Here is an 18,622-nt window from a genome sequence, read left to right as displayed (position 1 = left end):
GCTACTGCCGCCTTCAGCTCTTCCCTGAGTGTATGTGCTGAGAAGACATTCCACCGTGGATAAATTTCATTCACATGCAAGACTTTGCCTGGGACGCCAGAGGTGCTGGAAAGCTCAAAATGGGAACGAAACATGAAGCATACCGCTCAGTATAGTGTCGCCGCTTCGAGTTTATCAGCCGACGTAGCATGAGGAGAGACTGTGTCCACTTCCAAGCTGACCTCGCGTGTCCTCAAGACCCCGCGCCATACGACGCACTATGTAGAGATGGGACCGGCCGATGGGCCATTGATGCTGTTCCTGCACGGTTGGCCGGAGCTCAGCCTGATCTGGCGCGCACAGATAGAAGCGTTCGCTGCACAAGGCTGGCACTGCGTTGCACCCGACATGCGCGGTTATGGCAGCTCTTCTGCACCAGCCCCCACGCATGCGTACACCCTTGAAAACATCGTGGCCGACATGGCAGAACTTCACGACCATCTCGGTGGCAGGCCCGCCATCTGGGTGGGCCACGATTGGGGCAGCGTCGTGGCGGGTGAACTGGTCGCCCATGAACCCCAGCGCAGCCGCGGGGTTGTATTGATTTCGGTCCCGTACTTCCCCACCACTAACGCCCTGCCGACGCTCGTCCCACTGGTTGACCGCTCGATCTATCCGGCGGACACGTATCCGGACGGTCAATGGGATTATTACCGCTACTACAACACACACTTTGAATCCGCTATTGCTGACCTTGATGCGGATAAAGCTGCATCGCTGGCGTCGATTTATCGACGAGGCGACCCGGCGAGTATCGGCAGGGTTGCAGCCAATGCCGAAGTGACCCGCAAAGGCGGACGATTTGGCCAGGCGCACCGGGCGCCACTCACCCAGCCAGACCTTGCGCTCTGGCCGCAGGCAGACTTCGCGCATTTGGTGCGCAGCTTCGAGGCCCATGGTTTCCGCGCTCCCTGCGCATGGTATTTAAACGACGCTGCCAACATTGAATATGCCCAAAGGGCGCCCAATGGCGGCCACTTGTCTTTACCCGTGCTGTTTGTGAACGGCGATTACGACCAGATGAATACCATCAAGGGTAATCGGCTGGGCGATCCAATGCGGGCGGCCTGCGCAGATCTCACCGTGACAAGCCTACCCGGCGGGCATTGGTTGCCGGTGGAGTGCAAGATGGAACTGGTTGAAGCCATAAGCAACTGGCTACGGAGCAGGAGGCTTGGATGACGACAAGACGTCGCTCCTCCAGGGACCGTCCCACGAGGCTGATTCTAAACACGCAAACAGTTGTGAAACGTTTTCGAAACAGTCGCGTAGCGAAACATTGGATAGCTGCTCTTCGATAGCGGCCCACTCACCATGAGCAAAAGCATTTCTAATGCCTCTAAAGCTGTGAACGGTATTCAGGACTTGCGCATCTACCACATAAGACAGTCCTGAGGATTCAAGGTGCTCCAAGAGGAACTGGATATCGCTCACGCGAGACCCGGAAGGTTTGCGCGCAATCGCTCCATACAGATCCTTCACCACACGCTTCAACCCCCATTCCACAAAGCTGCATAGCAACACAATGGAGGTCGCCTGAGTGACTACGGTCAGATTGTCTTCCCAGCGTGGAATCTGGTCATCGAGCCAGTCCAGCGCTTCAGCGCCGGTTCCCGAATCCGCCATGTACGACTCGCGCTGATCGACGAGTGTCGAGTGGTGCTGATCGACAGTCACGAGCTGCAGGAAGCAGTAGTCATTGAGCTGCTGAAGTTTTTCGAAGAGAACCCAGAAGGTCTCAGAGAATCGCTCAGGCTGGTAAATGTAAGTACCGTCTGCTATTGGCGTCCCGTCATCCTCCGCCACTGAGCTTAATGCCCAAAACAGTCCATAACGTTTAGCGATATCCAGTTCATTATCCAACAGTCGTATCCCTGGTGATTCTGCGCTTTTGAAGTCTTCAGGTCAGAAAGTCACCGATTGTATTGGCTACCCTGTGCGCTTCATACAGGAACAGGCGTTGTAGCCTCATAATCGACAGGCATCTACGTGACACGCCTCGGTCAAATGTGGGAGTCCCCACCACATCTTCGATGTGACGCTGTCGCGCAGAAAACTAGGGAGCTTGCTCCTGTGGCGGCCTGACAGCCGAGCAGGATGTTGGTTTTCGTCTTGGGTACATATCCGTTATTTGGGCAACGGCCACTTATGGTTCCGCTTTTACAGCGGCTCACTTTTGAAAAGCCGGAATGCCGGCCCAGGCAAAAGTAAGCAAAACGCTCTTGCCCCACCACTCGGCACCTCGCCTAGGCTCGGTGTGCCCTCACTCCGGCCAGCGTGGTTTAACGGGGCGCCTAAGATCAAAAGCAAGATCAAGAGCGACTCGCTGCGCATCGCAGATACGCTGGCGGCGCTTCTGCTTCTCTGTAGGAGCGAGCTTGCTCGCGAAAAACCTGAGAACGCCGCGTTCTGTCTGGTTTCCAGCGTCATCGTTAACGACCTTCGCGGGCAAGCCCGCTCCCACAGGGGGACGCGCACGCTTCAACGATCAGGTCGGCTATAAGGCCGCCTCGCTGTGTTTTTGATCTCAGGCGCCCCGTTAAACCACGCTGGCCGGAATTCGACGGGGATTTGGGGGGTAAACCGGCAGGGATGCCGGTTTAGCCGCCCCGCGCCATGGATGGCGCGTGGCGGCGGCCCCCCAAATCCCTGTCGGATTACGGGCACACCGAGCCTGGGCGAGGTGCCGAGTGGTGGGGCAAGAGCGCTTTGGTTACTTTCGCGCTTTTCGAAAGTGACCCGCCGTAAGGGCGGAACCTATAGTGGCCGTTACCTGAGCAACGGATATGTACTCGCCCCAATAACCCAACAACCCGAGTACATATCCATTGCTGCGGTAGCGGCCACTTAGGATTCCGCTTTTACAGCGATGGATGTCATCCCAGACCGGGCTTTCACCCAGATCGGCCTGGCACGGTGAATACAGATGGAGCTCTTCCTGAGCAGACATATTCAACACGCCTTGATTTGATCCCAAAGCCGGGCAACTTGTTCGGCGCTGGTGGCCTTCACTCGGGCCAGGTCGACGGGGTAGTCGACGCCTGGGTTTTCGACAAACCGCGTCGCCGTAAACTGACCATTGCTGGCGCGCAGCACATAAGCGGAGTCCTGACAGTGCTGCGACGCCAGGAACACCACGCCAGGCGTGACCCATTCAGGCTTGAGGTTCTCCGGTTCGCCCGTCACGCCCCACATGCGGGTCTTGGCCACTGGTGATACCGCATTGACCAGGATGCCTGCTTGCGCGCCCTCCATGCTCAATGCATTCATGATGCCCAGTTGTGCCATCTTGCCAGCGGCATACGCCACCAGGCCCGGTTGGGCATATTGCTGGTACATCGCACGGTCGGATGACGTCAGCACGACCCGTGCGGCAGCAGATTGCTTGAGGTATTTCCAGGCATGTTTGCATAGCCACACGGGTGTATAGATATTGATATCCACCGCACGGCCTATGAAGGTTGCATCGGCTTCTTCAATAGATTGGTAGCCGACCCAACCGGCGTTGTGAATCAAAATATCGAGTTGGCCATACGGCTCGATGGCCGTTGCCACCAGTTGCTCGCAACCTTGTTCGCTGGACAGGTCGCCATGGTGCCCTATCACGTTTAAACCCTGGTCACTGAGGGTTTTTGCCGCCTGCATGGCGATGGAGCCATCGCCCCCCGCGCCGAGCTTATCGGCGCCGATATCACTGATCACCACATTGGCGCCCAGCGAGGCTAACGCTTGCGCGTAACTAAAACCCAACCCCCGGCCAGCGCCGGTTACAACGGCAGTCTTTCCTGTAAAGTTCATTGGCTGTTTCCTCTTGAGTGCCCCCCTCACCTTAACAAGGTCTATCTACGCTGTTTAATACTAACGGCGGCGCAAGTTGATACTCGGCGCATATCAAGTTGATGTTAAATCCGTGTAATCCTTGATGAGGTACCATTGCAGCCCCGGTCCGCTGATCAGTTCAAATGAAGGAACAGAAGAAATGATCGAAACCCGCCTGCTGCGCCAGTTCATCGCCGTGGCTGAAGAGTTGCATTTCCACAAGGCCGCCATTCGCCTGCACATGGCCCAGCCGCCATTGAGCCAGGCCATCAATCGCCTGGAAGACAAGCTGGGGTTCAGTCTGTTCACCCGCAATAAACGCGGGGTCAAGCTGACCCCGGCCGGCGGCGCATTCCTGAGCGCGGCCTACAGCACCTTGAAGGAGTTGGAGCTGGGCATAGAACATGCCCGCCAAGTGTCCGAGGGAATTGCCGGCAAACTCACGGTGACTGCGGTATCGATCGCCTACTACGAGTCACTGCTCAGTACCCTGCGTCAGTTCCGCGAGACCTACCCCAAAGTCCAGTTGATCATCAAGGAGATGCCCTCCTCCAGCCAGGCCAAGGCTATTCTGTCGGGAGAAGCGGATATTGCCTTCATGCGCAAGTTGCCGATCTCGGCAGAAAACGTCGAGTCACGCCTGTTACTGGATGAAGAGATAGTGATGGCGCTGCCCGCCCATCACCCCAAGGCCAAGGAAGGTCAGATCGACTTGAGGGATTTCGCCGGGGAAGACTTCGTATTTACCCCAGAAGCCCTGGGTACCGGCTATCACAGTCAGCTTATCGCCTTGTGTGAAGCCGCTGGTTTTTACCCCAGGGTGGTACAGGAGGCCGCGCAGATCCATACCCTGATCGGCTTGGTGGCCTGTGGTTTCGGCGTCGCCCTGGTACCTGAGTCGATTGCCAACTCAATCATGCGCGACAAGGTCCTGTTCCGCCGGATCTCCCCCGTGACCGCCTCCCCCAACCCGGCAATCGGCCTGTACATGAGCTGGAACACCCACAACGAATCACCGTTGATGGGCAGTTTCATTTCCATGCTCGATTTCAATGCCGTTTCCCAGGTTGAGGGGGAGCATCTTAGTTAGTTATATGCGTGCCTCCCTCCCCGCAATACACCACCCTGCTACGTATTACAACTAACCAAACCGTTCACCCGGCATTGATACTCCTGTCATCAACACGTGACTAATGCCCGCCAATAGTCTTAGTCAGAGACTTTTATAGTATTTCTCATCTCCCTGTCAGCACCGCACTATCACCGCCACTTTTGCAAGAACGAGTTCCGGGCACCACCATGGCAGTCGGTTCATGACGACGCCAACTTAGTGCACTTGCAGCGGCAGGATCCCCGATTCATGCACCGACAAGGAGACGCTGAATGCCAGCCGTCATCTACATTTTTTCGCTCTGCACTTTTACATTCGGCTTATCCGAGTTCGTCGTGGCCGGCCTGGTGTCGGCCATCTCGGTGGATCTGCATGAGTCCATCTCGCACGTCGGCTCAGCCATCGCGGCCTACGCCTTGGGCGCCGCCATCGGCGCCCCGATCATCACGGCCCTGTTGGCCAACTGGCGCGACAAAACCGTATTGCTGCTGACCCTCGGCGTGCTTGCCGCTGGCAGCGTGGTCATCAGCCTGGCGCCTGATATTCTGACCCTGCATGGCGTACGTTTCATTATCGGCCTGGCCCATGGGGTATTCATGGCCGTGGCCTCCAACGCCGCGGTCAAACTGGTCGACCCGCTGCGCGCAGGGCGAGCGCTATCGCTGGTGTGGATGGGCCTGACCCTTTCGATCGCCTTTGGCGTGCCTATCGGCACCTTCCTCGGCAGCTACTGGTCATGGCGCATAGTATTCCTGGCCATCGGTGGCCTGGGCCTCATCAGCACCGCAGGCCTGGCACTTCTGATGCGTCAGCGCCCCCTTTGCTCGACCCACCAAGCCACAGACCTGAAACAAAGCCTCGCGGCCCTCTTGCACCGCGAACTGTTGGTGGCGGCCACGATCGCGATGCTGGTGAGCGTGGCGACTTTTTCATTCTTTACCTTCGTGTCGCCGTTCCTGCTGGATATCACCGGTGTGCAGCCGCAGATCCTGAGCCTGGCGATGCTGGTGTTCGGTGTCTGCTCCATTCTCGGCAATTTGCTTGGCGGCTATCTCGTCGATGCATTCGACGCCGATCGATGTTTGCTCGGTGGGTTGACGGCGTTGATGCTTACCCTGTTGAGCTTGTACGTGTGGGGCGATTCGCTGATCGCCACGTTAATACTGGTGGGGTTATTGGGTGTGGTGTTCTTCGCCCTAGTGACCATGTCGACCCTGCGCCTGCTGCGCCTGGCACATCACTATGTTCCGCAATCCAGTAGCGTGGCTTCAGGACTCAATATTGCTTCGTTCAACTTGGGAACCGCATTGGGTGGCATCGGCGCAGGCTGGATCATTACCCGTTTCGGGCTCGCCTTTATACCGATTGCGGGCGTAGGTGCTGCGTTGGTGGCCATCGGCATACTTGCCCTGCAGATGAAAAGCAAGCTGAGACCATCGTAAAAAAGCCTGCGGTCCGAGGGATGCCGAGAGCGGTGACCTATGACTGGCTTTCATCCGCCGCCTTGTCCGTAACGATAGGTCGCTCGATCCCCCACTCACCGGGCACGCACCAATCTTCGCCAAACAGTTCGGCTGGGTGCATCGTACGCTCGGAGCCATTGCCGCACGCCAATGACTTGGCCGGGCAATAGCGGTCGCACCCCCAACAGATTCGTTCGGGGTGGCTGGGGTTGACGGGGAAGTGCTTGGCCATGCCGATCTCCAATCATTGAGAGGCGTTTTTACACCCTACAGCTTCCGTGCGGAGCCATCCTTGACGGATATCAAGCTATCAACCTCGAATAAAGGTTTATCCGTAGCCTCGATTACCCCCGCAACACGAACGCTGGAAACAACTCGCGCATGGCCGCCCAAAGATCCGCAAGCAAGGCAGGTGCCAGCACACTCGGCAGCTGAGGATCAAACATCTGCTCGGTGCGAACCAGTTGCACGGCAAAGCGTTTGACCCGCAGTTCACTCAAGCGCTGCGCCAGGGTCAACAGACCTGCCGGCTTGAACAGATGCCAATGCACGGTGGTACGGCATTCGTAGTCCACACCACTGGCCAGAAGATGCTCAAGGCTGCGCCAGTTCGCTGCTCCGCTGCCTTCGACCCGAGTGATTGCCTGGCAATCCTCGGGCAACGCCTTGACATCGAAACCGACCCAATCGGCACCGGTCAGGGCCTTGGCAAAGGCTGTTGGCTTGATGCCGGCACTGTGAAGACCGATGCGAAAGCCCATCGCCCGCACTTCGTCCATGGCGCCAAGTAAACCCTCTTGCAAGGTCGGCTCACCGCCGCTGAACACCACCGCATCGAGCAGGTCCTGCCGGCGTTGCAGGAACGCCAATACCCGCCGCCAATCGACTTCGTCGGTGCCGCGAGGCGGGATCAACTGCGGGTTATGGCAGTAACGACAACGCCAGGCGCACCCCTGGCAAAACAACACACAGGCGAGCTGCCCCGGATAGTCGATGGTGGTCAGGGGCACCATGCCCCCAACCCGCAGCGTTCGACTCATTGGCGAGCGGCCAGCGCCGCGCTTTCAGTGAAGTGCACCCGCTCGCGGTGCTCGGACTGTTTGCCCGGATTGAACGCCGATACCGGACGGTGATAACCCATTACCCGAGTCCAGACTTCGCAGCGTTGACGTTGAGCCTGGGGCAGTGTTTGCGATGCAGTCATGGTGAAGCTCCTTGCGATTGAGTGGATCGAAATCAATGAGCGGTGCCGGGTTGCTGTTTCAACAGCAGAACCTCGTCACATTTGGGACAGAACTCGTGCTCGCCATCGAGGTAACCGTGCACCGGGCAGATGGAGAACGTCGGGGTCACGGTCAGGTACGGCAGGCGGAAGCGTCCGAGGGCTTTGCGCACCAGTTGCTTGCAGGCTTGGGTCGAGGAAATCCGCTCGGCCATGTACAGATGCAAGACCGTGCCGCCGGTGTATTTGCATTGCAGTTCGTCTTGCAGTTGCAGGGCTTCGAAGGGATCGTCGGTGTAGCCCACCGGCAGTTGCGAGGAGTTGGTGTAATACGGCGCTTGCAGCGTGCCGGCCTGGAGGATGTCGGGGTAGCGCTTGAGGTCTTCCTTGGCGAAGCGATAGGTAGTGCCTTCCGCCGGGGTCGCCTCAAGGTTGTAGAGGTGCCCGGTTTCTTCCTGGAAACGCAGCAATGTGGCGCGCACATGGTCCAGCAGCTTGAGGGCGAACTGGCGGCCCTGTTCGGTGTGCGTGCCCTCTTTGTCAGCGGTGAAGTTGCGCAGCATTTCATGCAGGCCATTGAGGCCGATGGTAGAGAAATGGTTGCGCAAGGTACCCAGGTAGCGCTTGGTGTAAGGATACAAACCGGCATCCATATGGTGCTGGATGACCTTGCGTTTGACTTCCAGGCTCTCCATCGCCAACTCCATCAGCGAGTCCAGCCGCTTGAGCAGACCGCTGGTGTCACCCTTGAATACATAACCCAGGCGCGCGCAGTTGATAGTCACCACGCCCAGCGATCCGGTCTGTTCCGCCGAGCCAAACAAACCGCCGCCGCGCTTGAGCAATTCGCGTACATCCAGCTGCAACCGGCAGCACATGGAGCGCACCTGATTGGGTTGCAGATCGGAATTGAGGAAGTTCTGGAAATACGGCAGGCCATAACGGGCCGTCATTTCGAACAGGCGATCAGCGTTCTCGCTGTCCCACGGAAAGTCATGGGTAATGTTGTAGGTCGGGATCGGGAAGGTGAACACCCGCCCTTTTGCATCACCGGCCTGCATCACCTCGATGTAGGCGCGGTTGAGACTATCCATTTCAACTTGCAGGTCGCCGTAGGCAAACGGCATTTCCTCTCCACCGATGACAGGGATCTGCTCGCGTAGATCCTGCGGGCACACCCAGTCGAAGGTCAGGTTGGTGAACGGGGTCTGGGTGCCCCAGCGCGACGGTACATTGAGGTTGTAGATGAATTCCTGGATCGCCTGGCGAACCTGCGCATAGCTCAATTGATCCTTACGCAGGTACGGCGCCAGGTAGGTATCGAACGAGCTGAAAGCCTGGGCGCCGGCCCATTCGTTTTGCAGCGTGCCGAGAAAATTCACCATCTGCCCCAGGGCACTGCTCAAGTGCTTTGGCGGCCCTGCTTCGACACGCCCCGGCACGCCGTTGAGCCCCTCGTGCAACAAGGTCCGCAGCGACCAGCCGGCGCAATAACCGGCCAGCATGTCCAGGTCGTGCACATGCAGATCAGCCTCGCGATGGGCCTGGCCGATGGCTTCGCTGTACACCTCGTCCAGCCAGTAGTTGGCAGTGACCTTGCCCGACACGTTCAGCACCAGCCCGCCCAGGGAGTAGCCCTGATTGGCGTTGGCCTGGACCCGCCAGTCTTCACGGTCCAGGTATTCGTTCATCGACGTCGCCACTTCGACCAGGGTCCGCCGGTCACGGCGCAAACGCCCGTGTTGTTCGCGATAGACGATGTAGGCCCGCATGGAAAGGAAATAACCGGCGTCCATCAGCACCCTTTCAACGCGGTCCTGGATTTGCTCGACATGCAGCCTGGACAAGCCTTCCAACCGAACCAGTACCGCCTGCAGCAATCCTTCGGCCTCTACCTCGGCATATTCCCCGGTGGCCTTGCCCGCCGCGATCAATGCCTGACGGATTTTGTCCGCATTGAAAGCGACCAGGTTGCCGTCGCGCTTGTGCAAACGGGTACATCCCACTGAAACCAGCGTGCTCTGCATTAAGCCTCCAAACACCACATATAGGTATTTAATAAACAAAAAACACAATATGCAGTGAAGACTACGGGCAATAGGTGGTTTTTCAATTGATCAATATCAAGATTGTGAGGCAAAAAAACCGCCTCCAGTACCGGTGACAAATACATGGCCAACGAGGGTTCACGTTGACTCGGCGTATCCCGTTCAGCCGCCACTCATGTTCATAAAGCGCACTACTTGCACCTCGCCGCCAGGGTTGAAGTCGTGGCGCAATGGCTTGCCGTGCAGGGCTTTGTGCACGGCGTCGATCAGCGGTTGATCGTCCAGTGGATAGCGGCGCAGCAAGCCACGCAAATCCAGCGCGTCGTCCTGCCCCAGGCACAGCAACAGCTTGCCCTCAACAGTCATCCGTACCCGGTTGCAACTGCCACAAAAGTTGTGACTGTTGGGTGAGATGAAGCCGATGCGAGTATCGGGATGGCGTTCCAGGCGCACGTAACGCGCCGGCCCACCACTGTTTTCGGCGCTATCGAGCAACCGGTGCCGGCTGGCGATCAGCGTTCGCACCTCATCGCTGGAGCAAAACGCTTCGCCCCGCGAGCGCCCAACGTCGCCCAACGGCATTTCTTCGATGAAACTGATGTCGATGCGTTGCCGGATGGCGTACTGCACCAGCCCCAGCACTTCATCGAAGTTGCGCCCCTTCATCACCACGCAGTTGAGCTTGACCCGCTCAAACCCCGCGCCGCGCGCCGCTTCAATGCCGCCCAGCACTTGGTCGAGATCGCCGTTGCGGGTGATCGCGCGAAATTTCTGCGCGTCCAGGCTATCGAGGCTGATGTTCATGCGCTTGACGCCCGCCTCCGCCAACGGCCGGGCCAAACGGCCGAGTTGCGAGCCGTTACTGGTCATCACCAGTTCCCGCAACCCCGGTAACGCGGCGATATTGCGGCACAGATCGACAATGCCGGGACGGATCAGCGGCTCACCGCCGGTCAGGCGAATCTTGCGTACGCCTAGGCCGACGAACAGCGTCGCCAGGCGCTGCAATTCCTCCAGCGTCAGGACCTGCTGGCGCGGCAGGAACGTCATGTTTTTCGCCATGCAATACACACAGCGAAAATCACAGCGGTCCGTCACCGACATTCGCAGATAGTCAATCTGGCGTCCAAAACCATCCTGCATGACCGCGTTCATCACTTCTCCCTTTGCCCCCAAGGCTCACTGCACCAGCGGCGAGTCGGCACCCTGCAAATGGATGCCGCGAATATCCGCCGCGCCGATCAGGGTTTGCAGGTATTGCACCAGGGCTTTTTGCCAGACGCCTTGCTGCAACTGCGTACGGATCGCCGTCGACACCACTTCGTAGGGCAACGGCGTGCCTTCGATCCGCTGATCGACACTGACCACGTGCCAGCCGTAACGGCTTTCCAAAGGTTTACTGGCCAGCCCCGGTGCCAGGGTGAACAGCTGGCGTTCCAGTTCGGGCACGGTCTGGCCCTTGCTGATCTGCCCCAAGGAACCGCCCTGGGCCTTCGACGGGCAGGCCGAATACTTCACCGCCAGCTCGGCAAAACTGCCGGGGAGGTCCGCCAGCCGTTGCAGCAGGATTTCAGCCTGGGCATACGCAAGTGCACGGGCCTCGGCATCGTCCGGCGCACATTCCAGCAGGATGTGCCGCACGGCCAGCAACGGCGCGCTGTGAAAGCGCCCGCGGTTATTTTCGTAATAACGCAGGCTGGTTTCTTCGTCGCACTGCGGCACATGCACCTCACGCTCAAGCAACAAGCGCGTGGCTGCTTCTTCTTCGTTCTCACCGGCGCCGATCTGCAGCGACACACCGAGTTCAGCAATGCGTTGCTGCAACAACTCGCGGATCACCAGCGCTCGAGCGGCCTGGTAGACCGCCTCCTCGCGGGTTGGCGCCGGGTGATATTGCAACTCCTGGGCCAGCGCCTGTGGGGTGATCGACACCTCATTGACGCTGATGATCGGCCACTCCTGCTCGCTGCTGGCGATCAGCTGCGCCGGGGCGTCATCGGCTGCTGGCGCAACCGGCAGCTCGTCAACCTGCACCACACCGGTCGGCGCGATATCCACTACATCGGCCTCGCCTTTTCTTGAAGAACCGCAGCCACCGCTGCCCCCGTTACCGCCGCCACATCCACATCCACCTGACATGATTGTCTCCTCAGAATTTCTGCCGAACGATTTGATAGCGACGCCCCAAGTACCAGACCGGTGCGCTGATCATGTGTACGAGACGGGTGAAGGGAAACAGCACGAACAAGGTCAAGCCGAGAAACACATGCAGCTTGTAGGTCAGCCCGACGGGCGCGATAGACGCCGCCGCTTCCATTGGCCGCAGCAGCACAGTGTTCTGCGCCCAATCGGCGAGCATCACCATCACCGAGCCGTCCATGTGCTCGGTGGACGCGACGATCGTCAGCAGGCCGAGCAGCAATTGCGCGAGCAGCACCAGCAGGACCAAGATGTCCGACGGGCTGGAAGTGGCGCGAACCCGTGGGTCGGTCAGCCGCCGCTTGATCAGCATCAGCAACCCCACCAGGCATAACAGGCCGAAGACCCCACCGGAAACCATCGCCAGCAACTGCTTGTTCTGCGTGCTGATCACATGGTGGTACACCGATGCCGGCGTCAGCAGGCCGACGAAGTGCCCGGCCAGCACGAACAACACGCCGATATGGAAAAAGTTACTCGCCACGCGCATGCCACGCTGGTTGAGCATCTGGCTGGAGCCGGCCTTCCAGGTGTACTGCGACAGATCGAAGCGTGCCCAGCTGCCAATCAGGCAAATCGCCAGGGCCACATAAGGGTAAACCCCGAACAGCAAAAGATTCCATTTAGACATTGCCCACCTCCTTGGCCGGCACAGCGGCCAGCCCTTCATGCTGAAAATCGACCCAGTGCAGTGGCACCGCGCTTTCTTCCCGGGCCTTGCCCGGCGCGCTTGGCAGCGAACTGCAACGGTCCTGCTGTTCGGCCTGCAGAAAGTCCACGGCCTCTTCTTCCCAGATCTTGTCGAGGGCTTCGAGGGAGTCATCGCGCGGTTCTGCGGCGACCTGTTCGCGCAGGTCGGCCACCGCTTGGTGAGGCTCGGCCCCGGCGATCTGCAGCAACGCCCGGAAGCAGCTGGCGTAAGCGCTTTCACGCTCCTCCAGACGCGCCGCCAGCAAGGCCAGCAAATGCGCCACATCCGCCAGGCCTTCGCGGGCCTCGATGTCTTCGCGGGTCGAGAGGAACTCCAGGTACAGCGGGATATAGTCCGGCAGCTCCTTGACGCCGATGGCAAAACCGGCGGCTTCGTACTGGGCCATCATGTCGACCATCGCCTGGCCACGGTCACGGGACTCACCGTGCACGTGCTCAAACAACAGCAGCGACAGCGAGCGCCCGCGGCCGAACAGCGCACCGTAGTGCTCCTGCCCGTCCATCAGGTCATTGGCGCAGATCAGCTCCAGCAACTCGAACAATGCGCCGCGTTGCGTCGGGCTGATTTCCCGGGACTGGACAATCGCTTGTTCCAGTTCGTCGCGACCGCCCGTCAGTGCCTCGGTCGGGTAGTCGAGCAGCAGCGAAATCACTTTGAGAATTTGCATGCTCATTGCTCCCACACCTGCACGGTTTTGAGGATGTCGCGGCGGTTGGCTTTCTTCGCCCCGAACAGGTTGGTGTCGGAACTGCCGCTGCAACCGCTGCCGAAACTGAAGCCGCAACCGGAGCGCTCGGCGAAGGCGTCGCTCATGGCGTCTTCACGGTGCGCACTCGGTACCACGAAGCGGTCTTCATAGTTGGCAATCGCCAGGTAGCGATACATCTCTTCGACCTGGGCCACGCTCAAGCCGACATCCGCCAGCACTTGCAAGTCCTGCACGCCATCGACTTGCTCGGAACGCTTGTAGGCGCGCATCGCCAGCAAGCGTTTGAGCGCACGCTTGACCGGTTTTTCATCGCCCGCCGTCAGCAGGTTGGCCAGGTACTTGAGTGGAATGCGCAGGCTGTCCACATCCGGGATCACCCCGTTCATGCCCACGGTGCCGGCGGTCGCGGCGTTCTGGATCGGCGAGAGCGGCGGCACATACCAAACCATCGGCAAGGTGCGGTATTCCGGGTGCAGCGGCAGCGCGAGCTTCCAGTCCACCGCCATCTTGTAGACAGGCGAGCGTTGCGCCGAGTCGATCACCGACTGCGGCACACCATCGGCCAAGGCCTGGCGGATCACCGCCGGATCGTTCGGGTCGAGGAAGATCTCCAGTTGTTTTTCGTACAGGTCCTGCTCGTTGGCGGTGCTGGCGACTTCGCTGATGCGGTCGGCGTCATACAGCAGCACCCCGAGGTAGCGGATACGGCCGACACAGGTTTCGGCGCAAACCGTCGGCATCCCGGCTTCGATACGCGGGTAGCAGAAGATGCATTTTTCGGATTTGCCGCTTTTCCAGTTGAAGTAGATCTTCTTGTACGGGCAGCCGCTGATGCACATCCGCCAGCCACGGCATTTTTCCTGATCGATCAGGACGATACCGTCCTCTTCGCGCTTGTAGATCGCCCCGCTGGGGCACGACGCCGCGCAGGTCGGGTTGAGGCAGTGCTCGCACAGGCGCGGTAGATACATCATGAAGGTGTTTTCGTACTCGCCGTAGATGTCCGCCTGGATCTTGTCAAAGTTCTTGTCCTTGCGACGCTTGGCGAATTCGGTACCGAGGATTTCTTCCCAGTTCGGGCCCCATTCGATTTTTTCCATGCGTTTGCCGGAGATCAGCGAGCGCGGACGCGCGGTGGGCTGGTGCTCGCCCAGCGGTGCGGTGTGCAGGTGCTGGTAGTCGAAGTCGAACGGCTCGTAGTAGTCGTCGAGGCTTGGCAGGTCCGGGTTGGCAAAAATATTCGCCAATACGCGAAATTTACCGCCGATGCGTGGGTTGATCGTGCCGTTGGCGTTGCGAATCCAGCCGCCCTTCCACTTGTCCTGGTTTTCCCATTCCTTCGGATAGCCGATGCCCGGTTTCGATTCAACGTTGTTGAACCAGGCGTATTCCATGCCTTCGCGGCTGGTCCAGACGTTTTTGCAGGTGATCGAACAGGTGTGGCAACCGATGCATTTGTCCAGGTTCAGAACCATGCCGATTTGTGAGCGAATCTTCATCTCAGTTCTCCTCGATATCGGTCGGCAGCGGACGCGGCAGGTCATCACCGGACGAACCATCGAGCCAGTCGACTTTGGACATTTTGCGCACCACGACAAACTCATCGCGGTTGCAGCCGACGGTGCCGTAATAGTTGAAACCGTAGGCTTGCTGGGCGTAGCCACCGATCATGTGGGTCGGCTTGAGCACGACGCGGGTCACCGAGTTGTGGTGGCCGCCACGGGTCTTGGTGGTTTCGGAACCGGGTACGTTCACGATGCGTTCCTGGGCGTGGTACATCATCACCATGCCGTCCTTGACCCGCTGGCTGACCACCGCACGGGCAGTCAGCGCACCGTTGACGTTGAAACACTCGATCCAGTCGTTGTCTTCAATGCCGGCGCTTTTTGCATCGTTCTCCGAGAGCCAGACAATCGGCCCGCCACGGCTGAGGGTCAGCATCAGCAGGTTGTCGCTGTAGGTGCTGTGGATACCCCATTTCTGGTGCGGGGTGATCCAGTTCAGGACGATCTCGATCTCGCCATTGCTGCGCTTGCCCTTCACCCCTTCGATGGTGCGGGTATTGACCGGTGGGCGATAACTCATCAGCTGTTCGCCGAACGCCTGCATCCACGGGTGATCCTGGTAGAACTGCTGGCGGCCGGTGATGGTGCGCCATGGGATCGCCTCGTGCACGTTGGTGTAGCCGGCGTTGTAGCTGACGTGATCGTCTTCAAGACCCGACCAGGTCGGGCTGGAAATGATCTTGCGCGGCTGGGCCTGGATGTCGCGGAAACGAATCGCCTCGTGGGCCTTGGACAGCGCCAGGTGGCTGTGGTCGATGCCGGTGAATTCCGACAGCGCGGCCCAGGCTTTCACGGCAACCTGGCCGTTGGTTTCCGGCGCCAGGGACAGGATCACCTCAGCGGCGTCGATAGCCGTGTCGATTTTCGGCCGACCGTGGCTGATGCCGGCATCGCCTTCGTGGTGGTTCAGCTCACCGAGGAATTTCACTTCGTCTTCGGTGTTCCAGTTGATGCCCTTGCCGCCGTTGCCGTGTTTTTCCAGCAATGGCCCCAGGGACGAGAACTGCTTGTAGATGTTCGGATAATCACGCTCGACCACATGCAGGTTCGGTGCGTTTTTCCCCGGCACTGGCGCCACTCCTTCGCTTTTCCAGTCGGTGCCGCCAAACGGCTGAGCCAGTTCGCCAACGCTGTCGTGCATCAGTGGAAGGGTCACCAGGTCCTGTTCGACGCCCAGGTGCCCTTCGGACATGCTGGAAAACGCCTTGGCAATGCCCTTGTAGATCTCCCAGTCGGAACGCGACTCCCACGCGGGGTCGATGGCGGCCGACAAGGGGTGAATGAACGGGTGCATGTCCGAGGTGTTCATGTCGTCTTTTTCGTACCAGGTCGCGGTCGGCAAGACGATGTCGGAATACACGCAGGTCGAGGACATGCGAAAGTCCAGCGTGGTCACCAGGTCGAGCTTGCCGATGGCGCCCTCGTCAACCCATTCGGCTTCTTCGGGTTTGCAGTCGCCGACCTGGCCGATGTCTTCGTTCATCACGCCGTTCTTGGTGCCGAGCAGGTACTTGAGCATGTACTCGTGGCCCTTGCCCGACGAGCCCAGCAGGTTGGAACGCCAGATGAACATGTTGCGCGGGAAGTTCACCGGGCTGTCCGGCTGCTCGCAGGAGAAGCGCAACGAACCGTCCTGCAACGACTTGACCACATAGTCTTTCGGGTCCATGCCGGCGGCGGCCGCATCGCGGCAGATGTGCAGCGGGTTGGTATTGAGTTGCGGTGCGCTGGGCAGCCAGCCGGCCCGTTCGGCGCGGATGTTGTAGTCCAGGGCGTGTTCGGGAAATTGGGATTTATCGGCCAACGGCGAGAGCACGTCGTGCATGCTCATTTTCTCGTGGCGCCATTGCGAGCTGTGGGCGTAGAAAAAGCTGGTGCCGTTCATCTGGCGCGGTGGACGGTTCCAGTCCAGGCCGAACGCCAGGGGCAGCCAGCCGCATTGTGGGCGCAGTTTTTCCTGGCCGACGTAGTGCGCCCAACCACCACCGGTCTGGCCGACACACCCGCAGAGCATGAGCATGTTGATCAGCCCGCGGTAGTTCATGTCCATGTGGTACCAGTGATTCATCGCCGCGCCGACGATGATCATCGAGCGGCCCTTGGTCTTGTCGGCGTTATCGGCAAACTCACGGGCGATCTGGATGGCTTTTTCGCGGCTCACGCCAGTGATTTTCTCCTGCCAGGCCGGGGTGCCGGGCACCGAGGCGTCGTCATAATCCTTGGCGACGTTTTCACCGCCCAGGCCACGATCGATCGCCAGGTTGGCCGCCGACAGGTCGAACACGGTGGCCACTTTAGCGACGCTACCATCGGCCAGCACCACGTTATGCACCGGCACCCGGCGGTATTGCACGGCATCGCCGGCGACGTGCTGGAAGTGTTCGTGGGACTCACCGGCAAAATACGGGAACGCCACTTCGGCGACGTCATCACCCATCAGGCTCAGTTTCAGATCGATCTCGCGACCTTCGCCACCTTCACGGGCAAGAATGTTCCACTTGCCCTTCTCTCCCCAGCGATAACCGATGGACCCCTGAGGGGACACCAGTTCGCCGTTGACGTCGAGGGCGATGGTTTTCCATTCCGGGTTGTTGTCCTGGCCGAGGTTGTCGGTCAGGTCACTGGCGCGCAGGAAACGGTCCGGCTGATAGCCGGCCCCCGGGGCCTTGTCGACCATTTGCTTGAGCAGCACCAGCACCGGCAAATCGGTGAAGCGTTTGGCGTATTCGGTGAAATAGGCGCTCGGTTTGTCCAGGTGGAATTCTTTGAAGATGACATGGTTGAACGCCTGCGCCAGTGCGGCATCGGTACCTTGCTTGGGGTTCAGCCACAGGTCGGTGAGTTTGGCGACTTCCGAATAGTCGGGGGTAATGGCGACCGTCTTGGTGCCCTTGTAACGCACTTCAGTGAAGAAGTGCGCGTCCGGGGTCCGGGTCTGAGGGACGTTGGAGCCCCAGGCGATGATGTAGTTGGAGTTGTACCAGTCGGCCGACTCCGGCACGTCGGTCTGCTCGCCCCAAACCATCGGCGAGGCCGGTGGCAAGTCGCAGTACCAGTCATAGAAACTCAGGCATGCGCCGCCGATCAGCGACAGGTAACGCGAGCCGGCGGCGTAGCTGACCATCGACATGGCCGGGATCGGCGAGAAGCCGACAATGCGATCGGGTCCATATTGCTTGATGGTGTAGACGTTGGCCGCCGCGATGATCTCGTTGACTTCTTCCCAGTTGGAACGAATGAAGCCACCCATGCCGCGCTTGCTTTTATAGGACTCGGCCTTGGCCTTGTCCTCGACGATGCTCGCCCAGGCTTCGACCGGCGCCAGGGTCTGGCGCGCATCGCGCCACAGCTTCAGCAACGGCTTGCGGATTTTCGGGTACTTGAGCCGGTTCGCGCTGTAGATATACCAGCTGTAACTGGCACCACGCGGGCAACCGCGGGGTTCATGGTTAGGCAGATCATTGCGGGTGCGCGGGTAGTCGGTCTGCTGGGTTTCCCAGGTGATCAAGCCGTTCTTGACGTAGATTTTCCACGAGCAGGACCCGGTGCAGTTCACCCCGTGGGTGGAGCGCACGATCTTGTCGTACTGCCAGCGGGAACGGTAGACGTTTTCCCAGTCGCGAGACTCTTTGCGGGTCTCTCCATGACCGTCGGAAAACTCGTTTTGCTTGCGATTGAAAAACCGCAATTGGTCCAGTAAATGACTCACGGTGTACACCTCTCAGGCTTGCTGCG

15 protein-coding genes are annotated in these 18,622 nt (G+C 59.4%); 3 read left to right on the top strand and 12 right to left on the bottom strand.

From position 1 onward, the window contains the following. The first annotated feature begins 201 nt into the window (after positions 1-201). On the top strand, positions 202-1,221 hold the full coding sequence (locus QYQ93_RS11475) for an alpha/beta hydrolase (protein WP_338476958.1): 1,020 nt from the start codon (positions 202-204) through the stop codon (positions 1,219-1,221). Here the strand turns inward: QYQ93_RS11475 and QYQ93_RS11470 are convergent. Both QYQ93_RS11470 and QYQ93_RS11460 read right to left on the bottom strand, forming a co-directional pair. After that, entirely contained in the window at positions 1,198-1,902 is a 705-nt protein-coding gene (locus tag QYQ93_RS11470; RefSeq protein WP_043051374.1) for a hypothetical protein, read from the bottom strand. The genes QYQ93_RS11475 and QYQ93_RS11470 overlap by 24 nt on opposite strands. 1,089 nt (positions 1,903-2,991) lie before the next feature. Next, positions 2,992-3,837, bottom strand: coding sequence for an SDR family oxidoreductase (locus QYQ93_RS11460; protein WP_338476957.1), 846 nt, complete (start codon positions 3,835-3,837; stop codon positions 2,992-2,994). 181 nt (positions 3,838-4,018) lie between these two features. Here QYQ93_RS11460 and QYQ93_RS11455 point away from each other — a divergent pair, with 181 nt between their 5' ends. Both QYQ93_RS11455 and QYQ93_RS11450 read left to right on the top strand, forming a co-directional pair. Next, positions 4,019-4,948, top strand: coding sequence for a LysR family transcriptional regulator (locus QYQ93_RS11455; RefSeq protein WP_338476956.1), 930 nt, complete (start codon positions 4,019-4,021; stop codon positions 4,946-4,948). Between the two features lie 293 nt (positions 4,949-5,241). Further along, positions 5,242-6,411 (top strand): MFS transporter, encoded by a 1,170-nt coding sequence (locus tag QYQ93_RS11450; RefSeq protein ID WP_338476955.1) that lies wholly within the window; start codon positions 5,242-5,244, stop codon positions 6,409-6,411. A gap of 37 nt (positions 6,412-6,448) precedes the next feature. On the opposite strand, the gene QYQ93_RS11445 is transcribed toward QYQ93_RS11450, so the two are convergent. The 10 genes from QYQ93_RS11445 to QYQ93_RS11400 form a co-directional block, all read right to left on the bottom strand. Beyond that, positions 6,449-6,664, bottom strand: coding sequence for a DUF3079 domain-containing protein (locus tag QYQ93_RS11445; RefSeq protein WP_043051193.1), 216 nt, complete (start codon positions 6,662-6,664; stop codon positions 6,449-6,451). Positions 6,665-6,776: 112 nt separating this feature from the next. Beyond that, a complete protein-coding gene (locus QYQ93_RS11440) occupies positions 6,777-7,472 on the bottom strand; it encodes an anaerobic ribonucleoside-triphosphate reductase activating protein (RefSeq protein WP_338476954.1) in 696 nt (231 codons plus the stop codon). Further along, the gene (nrdD, locus tag QYQ93_RS11435; RefSeq protein ID WP_043051191.1) at positions 7,469-7,636 is read right to left on the bottom strand and encodes an anaerobic ribonucleoside-triphosphate reductase; all 168 of its coding nucleotides are present in this window, start codon (positions 7,634-7,636) and stop codon (positions 7,469-7,471) included. The genes QYQ93_RS11440 and nrdD overlap by 4 nt, the downstream gene beginning before the upstream one ends. A 32-nt stretch (positions 7,637-7,668) precedes the next feature. Beyond that, positions 7,669-9,681 (bottom strand): ribonucleoside triphosphate reductase, encoded by a 2,013-nt coding sequence (locus QYQ93_RS11430; RefSeq protein WP_338476953.1) that lies wholly within the window; start codon positions 9,679-9,681, stop codon positions 7,669-7,671. Positions 9,682-9,864: 183 nt separating this feature from the next. Next, on the bottom strand, positions 9,865-10,857 hold the full coding sequence (gene moaA / locus QYQ93_RS11425) for a GTP 3',8-cyclase MoaA (protein ID WP_057025433.1): 993 nt from the start codon (positions 10,855-10,857) through the stop codon (positions 9,865-9,867). A gap of 24 nt (positions 10,858-10,881) precedes the next feature. Further along, a complete protein-coding gene (locus tag QYQ93_RS11420; protein ID WP_338476952.1) occupies positions 10,882-11,841 on the bottom strand; it encodes a peptidylprolyl isomerase in 960 nt (319 codons plus the stop codon). 10 nt (positions 11,842-11,851) lie between these two features. Next, entirely contained in the window at positions 11,852-12,532 is a 681-nt protein-coding gene (gene narI, locus QYQ93_RS11415) for a respiratory nitrate reductase subunit gamma (protein WP_043051187.1), read from the bottom strand. Then, positions 12,525-13,280 carry a nitrate reductase molybdenum cofactor assembly chaperone gene (gene narJ, locus QYQ93_RS11410; RefSeq protein WP_046072057.1) on the bottom strand — a complete coding sequence of 252 codons (756 nt, stop codon included), beginning with the start codon at positions 13,278-13,280 and terminating at the stop codon, positions 12,525-12,527. The genes narI and narJ overlap by 8 nt, the downstream gene beginning before the upstream one ends. Before the next feature lie 2 nt (positions 13,281-13,282). Beyond that, entirely contained in the window at positions 13,283-14,821 is a 1,539-nt protein-coding gene (gene narH / locus QYQ93_RS11405) for a nitrate reductase subunit beta (RefSeq protein ID WP_043051186.1), read from the bottom strand. 1 nt (position 14,822) lies between these two features. Beyond that, entirely contained in the window at positions 14,823-18,596 is a 3,774-nt protein-coding gene (locus QYQ93_RS11400; RefSeq protein ID WP_338476950.1) for a nitrate reductase subunit alpha, read from the bottom strand. Positions 18,597-18,622: the final 26 nt, after the last annotated feature.

The sequence above is a fragment of the Pseudomonas khavaziana genome (assembly GCF_036704165.1).
GTDB classification, from domain to species: domain Bacteria; phylum Pseudomonadota; class Gammaproteobacteria; order Pseudomonadales; family Pseudomonadaceae; genus Aquipseudomonas; species Aquipseudomonas khavaziana.
The sequence above is the reverse complement of the archived record's forward strand: the minus strand, read 5'-3'. Positions and strand labels throughout refer to the sequence as shown.

Bases quoted from the DNA above. Each gene is read 5' to 3' on its own strand.
- QYQ93_RS11460 (WP_338476957.1), bottom strand. From the start codon at position 3,837: ATGAACTTTACAGGAAAGACTGCCGTTGTAACCGGCGCTGGCCGGGGG.
- narH (WP_043051186.1), bottom strand. From the start codon at position 14,821: ATGAAGATTCGCTCACAAATCGGCATGGTTCTGAACCTGGACAAATGC.
- moaA (WP_057025433.1), bottom strand. From the start codon at position 10,857: ATGAACGCGGTCATGCAGGATGGTTTTGGACGCCAGATTGACTATCTG.
- QYQ93_RS11420 (WP_338476952.1), bottom strand. From the start codon at position 11,841: ATGTCAGGTGGATGTGGATGTGGCGGCGGTAACGGGGGCAGCGGTGGC.
- QYQ93_RS11445 (WP_043051193.1), bottom strand. From the start codon at position 6,664: ATGGCCAAGCACTTCCCCGTCAACCCCAGCCACCCCGAACGAATCTGT.
- QYQ93_RS11430 (WP_338476953.1), bottom strand. From the start codon at position 9,681: ATGCAGAGCACGCTGGTTTCAGTGGGATGTACCCGTTTGCACAAGCGC.
- narJ (WP_046072057.1), bottom strand. From the start codon at position 13,280: ATGCAAATTCTCAAAGTGATTTCGCTGCTGCTCGACTACCCGACCGAG.
- QYQ93_RS11440 (WP_338476954.1), bottom strand. From the start codon at position 7,472: ATGAGTCGAACGCTGCGGGTTGGGGGCATGGTGCCCCTGACCACCATC.
- nrdD (WP_043051191.1), bottom strand. From the start codon at position 7,636: ATGACTGCATCGCAAACACTGCCCCAGGCTCAACGTCAACGCTGCGAA.
- QYQ93_RS11455 (WP_338476956.1), top strand. From the start codon at position 4,019: ATGATCGAAACCCGCCTGCTGCGCCAGTTCATCGCCGTGGCTGAAGAG.
- QYQ93_RS11450 (WP_338476955.1), top strand. From the start codon at position 5,242: ATGCCAGCCGTCATCTACATTTTTTCGCTCTGCACTTTTACATTCGGC.
- narI (WP_043051187.1), bottom strand. From the start codon at position 12,532: ATGTCTAAATGGAATCTTTTGCTGTTCGGGGTTTACCCTTATGTGGCC.